Source organism: Flavobacterium sp. KMS (assembly GCF_000813005.1).
In the GTDB taxonomy this organism is placed as follows: domain Bacteria; phylum Bacteroidota; class Bacteroidia; order Flavobacteriales; family Flavobacteriaceae; genus Flavobacterium.
Map to the genome: position 1 here is coordinate 139,828 of NZ_JSYP01000010.1, position 6,000 is coordinate 145,827.

Consider the following 6,000-nt stretch of genomic DNA (forward strand, 5'->3'; position numbering starts at 1 on the left):
ATCGTTGCAACTCTGAAACTTATAAAGTATCTTTGCACCTTAATTCGAAATTCATAAAATGAATAAATTACTGATTGTCGGAACAGTTGCTTTCGATGCTATTGAAACCCCTTTTGGGAAAACAGATAAAATATTAGGTGGTGCAGCGACATATATTGGTTTGTCGGCATCGTTTTTCAACCTACAATCGGCTATTGTTTCTGTAGTTGGAGATGATTTTCCTCAAGAACATTTAGATTTATTAACTTCAAGAAATATTGATATTTCTGGACTTGAAATCGTAAAAGGTGGGAAAACTTTCTTTTGGAGCGGACTTTACCATAACGACCTGAACTCAAGAGATACATTAGCGACAGAGCTTAATGTATTGGCAGATTTTCAGCCTAAAGTTCCACAAAGCTTCAAAGATGCTGATGTTGTAATGTTAGGTAATTTACATCCTCTTGTACAAAGCAGTGTTTTAGATCAAATGGAATCAAAACCAAAATTAGTAGTTTTGGATACGATGAACTTTTGGATGGATTGTGCTTTACCAGAATTACTAGACGTTATAAAACGTGTTGATGTAATTACAATTAATGATGAAGAAGCAAGACAACTTTCTGGTGAATATTCATTAGTTAAAGCGGCTGCAAAGATTCATACTCTTGGACCAAAATATGTGGTAATCAAGAAAGGGGAACACGGAGCATTATTATTTCATGATAAAGAAGTGTTTTTTGCACCAGCATTACCTTTAGAAGATGTTTTCGATCCAACTGGAGCTGGAGATACTTTTGCAGGAGGTTTTGCAGGGTTTATTGCTCAGAGTGAAAATGTTTCATTTAAGAACATGAAAAATGCAGTAATTTATGGATCAAATTTAGCTTCATTTTGTGTAGAGAAATTTGGGACAGAAAGAATGGTTGCCTTAGATAAAAACGAAGTAGTTGCGAGATTAAAACAATTTAAGTCGCTAACTCAGTTTGACATAGAACTATAAAGAATTAAAGCCTCGTTCACGGGGCTTTTTTGATTTTGTTATTACAAAGAATAGTACAAACTACAACAACAACACACAAACACAAATACAATGAGCGACGCTTTAAAACACGAATGTGGTATAGCTTTGGTTAGACTTCTTAAACCGCTTGAATATTACAAAGAAAAATACGGAACAGCTTTTTATGGGGTACAAAAAATGTACCTTATGATGGAGAAACAGCATAACCGTGGACAAGATGGTGCTGGTTTCTCAAGCATCAAATTAGATGTTGAACCAGGACAACGATACATAAGTAGGGTTCGTTCTAATCACGCACAACCAATACAAGATGTTTTTAAACAAATAAATGAGCGTATTAATGAAGAGATGACTTTGCATCCTGAATACGCAAATGATGTTGCAAAACAAAAAGAAAATATTCCGTATATAGGAGAGTTATTTTTAGGACACGTTCGTTACGGAACTTTTGGTAAAAATAGTATCGAAAGTGTACATCCATTTTTACGTCAAAGTAACTGGATGCATCGTAATCTTATTTTGGCGGGTAACTTTAACATGACAAATGTTAAAGAACTTTTCGAAAATTTAGTAGAGCTTGGACAACATCCTAAAGAAATGGCGGATACGGTTACAGTGATGGAGAAAATTGGTCACTTTCTTGATAAAGAAGTAATGTCTTTATATCAAGATTGTAAACAAGAAGGGTATTCTAAAAGAGAAGCTTCTCCGGTTATTGCAGACCGATTGGATATTGGAAAAATATTAATGCGTTCAGCTAAAAATTTAGATGGAGGATATGCAATGGCTGGTTTATTAGGTCATGGTGATGCTTTTGTTTTTAGAGATCCAGCTGGAATTCGTCCTGCTTATTTTTATCAAGATGACGAAGTAGTAGTTGTAGCTTCAGAAAGACCAGTTATCCAAACAGTTTTTAATGTTCCTTTTGAAAGTGTTCAGGAAATTGAACCAGGAAATGCATTAATCATTAAGAAAAGTGGTAAAGTTTCTATGGAAGAAATTTTAACGCCAACAGTTAAAAAAGCATGTTCGTTTGAAAGAATCTACTTTTCAAGAGGTAGTGATGCTGAAATATATCAAGAACGTAAAAACTTAGGTAGATTAATTTTGCCTGCAGTATTGAATGCAATTGATAGTGATACAGATAATACAGTTTTCTCTTATATCCCGAATACAGCTGAAACCTCTTTTTATGGTTTGGTTGAAGCAGCGCAGGATTTCTTAAATCAGAGAAAAAACAATTATATAATAGCTAATAGAAATACGCTTACTGCCGAAACGTTGCAAGAATTACTTGCTGTAAAAATACGTACAGAAAAAGTGGCTATTAAAGATGCTAAATTAAGAACCTTTATTACAGAAGATAGTAGCCGTGATGATCTTGTGGCTCACGTATATGATGTAACATATGGTGTAATAAAACCAACGGATAATTTAGTGATTATCGATGATAGTATTGTTCGTGGAACTACGCTTAAAATGAGTATCATAAAAATGATGGATCGTTTAAATCCTAAACGAATTGTTATAGTATCATCGGCGCCACAAATTCGTTTCCCTGATTGTTATGGAATCGACATGGCAAAACTAGAAGGATTGGTAGCTTTTAGAGCAGCATTAGAATTATTAAAAGAGCGTAATCTATATCATATTGTAGATGAAGTATATGCTAAATGTAAAGCACAAGAAAATTATTTGGATAGTGATGTTGTAAATTATGTTACAGCAATTTACGATCCATTTGAACCACAAGAGGTTTCAGATAAAATTGCTGAAATGCTAAGTTCACCAGAAATAAAAGCCGAAGTGAAAATTATTTTCCAAACCGTAGAGGATTTACATATTGCTTGTCCTAAAAATCTAGGAGACTGGTATTTTACAGGAGATTATCCTACTCCGGGAGGAAATAGAGTGGTAAACCGCGCTTTCATGAATTTTTACGAAGGAAAAGACGCTAGAGCGTATTAAAAAGCATAACAAAAGGTTAAAAAGTGCATTTCATCGGTTTTTTTTGCCGTTTATCTTGATTGTTTGGTAAAAATGCACTGCTAACATACTTTTGAAAGACCATAACATTAGTAGGTTAAGTTTATGGTAGATTTGGGGCAAAAAGGGTGGAAGCAATTCCACCTTTTTTATTGGAATCAAGTCAAGGAGAAGGACTTAAAAAGGTCTTCTAATGATGAAATAAGTCTAATCATCGATTTTATTTGTAGTTCAACAGGAATATTTGGTATAGCTACAATGTCGACATACATTTGAAGAACCATAACATTAGTAGGTTAAGTTTATGGTAGATTTGGGGCAAAAAAGGTGGAAGAGATTCCACCTTTTTTATTTTTTATTAAGTAGAGAAAAGAATAAAGAACATAGAAAAAAGATTGCAGATTTAAGACAAAGAGAATTTAAAAAATTAAACATAAAAAAAGACGGACAACATTTAAGTCATCCGTCTTTTTTTCTTTACTCTTTGCTCTATTTTCGACTATTTATCTAAAGCAAATCTTCTAGCAACTTCAGTCCAGTTAATTACACTGAAAAAAGCTTCGATATAATCAGGTCTTCTGTTTTGGTAATTTAAATAGTAAGCATGCTCCCAAACATCCATTCCTAAAATTGGAGTTCCTTCGCAACCTACTTCTGGCATTAATGGATTGTCTTGGTTTGGTGTTCCACAAACGTCTAACTTTCCTCCTTTAAGTACACATAACCAAGCCCATCCAGAACCGAATTGTGTTGCACCAGCTTTAGCAAACTTAGCTTTAAACTCTTCAAAAGTTCCAAAAGAAGCTTCGATAGCTGCTAATAAATCTCCTGTAGGTAATCCGCCTCCGTTTGGTGACATTACTGTCCAGAATAAATTGTGATTGTAGTATCCACCACCGTTGTTACGAACTGCAGCGTTTTTTTTATCTAAATTGATTAGGATGTTCTCGATTGTTTTTCCTTCTAAATCTGTTCCTGCAATTGCTGCATTAAGATTTGTTGTGTAAGCATTGTGATGTTTTGTATGGTGGATTTCCATTGTACGAGCATCAATATGTGGTTCTAATGCGTCATACGCATAAGGTAATTGTGGTAATTCGAAAGCCATAATATTATTGTTTTACGATTTATAATTAAATTTAATCCAAATTTATACATTTAAGTTTGGAATAGAAAATACTATTTGACTATAATCAAATTAAATTAATTGATAATCTGATTTTTTGGTACTTATGTTTTCGGGGTTTCTTACTTCCCGTTATAAGTTGTCATTGTATTTTCGAGTCCAGCAGTTCCGAAGGATTTGATTATTTCGGATGCTATTTCAAGACGCTCAGGTAGTTTTGCTTTTTCGGTTTCATCCCATTCACCTAATACATAATCTACTTGTTGACCTTTTTTAAACTCGTCGCTTATCCCAAATCTAAAACGGGTATATTGTTGCGTGTTTAAAACCAGGTTAATATTCTTGAGTCCGTTATGACCACCATCACTTCCTTTTGGTTTAATGCGAATTGTTCCGAATGAAAGATTAAGGTCATCGGTAATTACCATAATATTTTCTAACGGAATATTTTCTTTATCTATCCAATACTTTACAGCTTTCCCGCTTAGGTTCATGTAGGTATTTGGTTTTAAAAGCAAAAATGTTCTTCCTTTAAATTTATATTCGGCAAGTGAACCTAGTTTTACGGTTTCGAAAGAGATGCTTTCTTTTCGTGCTAAAAAGTCGACTATTTTAAAGCCTATGTTATGTCTTGTATTTACGTATTCTGCGCCAATGTTGCCTAATCCTACGATTAAAAATTTCTTCATATAATCTGATTTCTCTTCTGTTTTTGTTGATGAAAACAGGTTTGTTATCCATTTTATCATTTTACAAAAGTAAGCTTAATTAGATAATGGGGCAATTGGATAATTAGAAAATATGATAATTAGATAGCTTCCTTTTTTGTGGGTTTGTAGCACAAAGAGTGCTAAAGGGAAAGGGTGCAGATTTAAACGAATGATTTTAACCACAAAGTGTGTTAAAATTAACGCAGAGGTCGTAAGAGGAAAAAGGGAATGTAGATTTTGGTGTTTTTAGTTAGAATCTCAGGGTCTTCGCGTTTTTTTAACATTTGAAAAACCAAGCGTAATTGTTAGCCCTGATAGTAGCGGCATCCTTTTATTTTCTTTTAAAATAAAAGATATAGCGAATAGCAGGAGGTTTAGGTTGTTTGAAATCGAGAAATTTCTGCTCCTGGAAAATAAAAGGCAAAAAAAAAACACCAGTTTTGCAACTGATGTTTTTTGTAATAGTTTGAAAAAAAATTATTTTTTCTTTCCTTTTGCTGGAGCTTTTGCAGCTTTTGCAGCTTCTTGAGCAGCTTTCATAGCAGCACGAGAAATTCTTACTTGACAAACAACTGTGTTGTCTGGGTGCATAATTTTGTATTCTGGTGCACCAACTTTAGTAACGTATAATTTGTTACCCATTTCAAGTGGAGTAATGTCTGCTTCAACAAAATCCGGAAGGTTTTTAGGTAATGCTTTTACTTTAAGTTTACGAGTGTTTAAACGTAAAACACCTCCACCAAGAACACCTTTAGATGTACCAACAACTTTTACTGGAACTTCCATAGTGATTTCTTTGTCATCAAATAATTGAAAGAAGTCAATGTGTAAGATTTTGTCAGATACTGGGTGAACTTGAATGTCTTGTAAAATTGCATTGAATGATTTTCCTTTTCCAAGCTCAATCACAACTGTGTGTGCGTTTGGAGTGTAAACCAAGTTTTTAAATGCCATAACTTCTGCTGAGAAATGAACTGCCTGATTTCCTCCGTATAATACGCAAGGAACCAATCCAGCATTACGTAAGGCTTTAGTTGACACTTTACCCACGCTTTCTCTTTCTGATCCTTTAATTGTAATCGATTTCATTGTAAAAAAAATATAGTTATTAATAAATATTCAAATTGTTATAAGCTTTAGGCGCCAGGCTTTATAAGCTTTTTTTTTTTTTTTTT

Annotated in this window: 5 protein-coding genes; 2 read left to right on the top strand and 3 right to left on the bottom strand. The window is 33.6% G+C overall.

Annotated elements, in window-relative coordinates:
• Window positions 1-58: 58 nt before the first annotated feature.
• Window positions 59-982 (top strand): PfkB family carbohydrate kinase, encoded by a 924-nt coding sequence (locus OA93_RS11720; protein WP_039113413.1) that lies wholly within the window; start codon window positions 59-61, stop codon window positions 980-982.
• 90 nt (window positions 983-1,072) lie between these two features.
• Window positions 1,073-2,971, top strand: coding sequence for a hypothetical protein (locus tag OA93_RS11725; protein WP_039113415.1), 1,899 nt, complete (start codon window positions 1,073-1,075; stop codon window positions 2,969-2,971).
• 517 nt (window positions 2,972-3,488) lie between these two features.
• Here the strand turns inward: OA93_RS11725 and OA93_RS11735 are convergent.
• The 3 genes from OA93_RS11735 to OA93_RS11745 all read right to left on the bottom strand — a co-directional run bounded on the left by OA93_RS11735 (window position 3,489) and on the right by OA93_RS11745 (window position 5,914).
• A complete protein-coding gene (locus tag OA93_RS11735; protein WP_039113419.1) occupies window positions 3,489-4,097 on the bottom strand; it encodes a superoxide dismutase in 609 nt (202 codons plus the stop codon).
• A 140-nt stretch (window positions 4,098-4,237) separates the two neighbouring features.
• The gene (gene pth / locus OA93_RS11740) at window positions 4,238-4,864 is read right to left on the bottom strand and encodes an aminoacyl-tRNA hydrolase (protein WP_039113421.1); all 627 of its coding nucleotides are present in this window, start codon (window positions 4,862-4,864) and stop codon (window positions 4,238-4,240) included.
• A gap of 438 nt (window positions 4,865-5,302) precedes the next feature.
• Window positions 5,303-5,914 (bottom strand): 50S ribosomal protein L25/general stress protein Ctc, encoded by a 612-nt coding sequence (locus OA93_RS11745; protein WP_039113422.1) that lies wholly within the window; start codon window positions 5,912-5,914, stop codon window positions 5,303-5,305.
• Window positions 5,915-6,000: the final 86 nt, after the last annotated feature.

Excerpts from the sequence above, each read along its gene's own strand:
- OA93_RS11735 (WP_039113419.1), bottom strand. The coding sequence starts at position 4,097 with ATGGCTTTCGAATTACCACAATTACCTTATGCGTATGACGCATTAGAA.
- OA93_RS11720 (WP_039113413.1), top strand. The coding sequence starts at position 59 with ATGAATAAATTACTGATTGTCGGAACAGTTGCTTTCGATGCTATTGAA.
- OA93_RS11745 (WP_039113422.1), bottom strand. The coding sequence starts at position 5,914 with ATGAAATCGATTACAATTAAAGGATCAGAAAGAGAAAGCGTGGGTAAA.
- OA93_RS11725 (WP_039113415.1), top strand. The coding sequence starts at position 1,073 with ATGAGCGACGCTTTAAAACACGAATGTGGTATAGCTTTGGTTAGACTT.
- pth (WP_039113421.1), bottom strand. The coding sequence starts at position 4,864 with ATGATAAAATGGATAACAAACCTGTTTTCATCAACAAAAACAGAAGAG.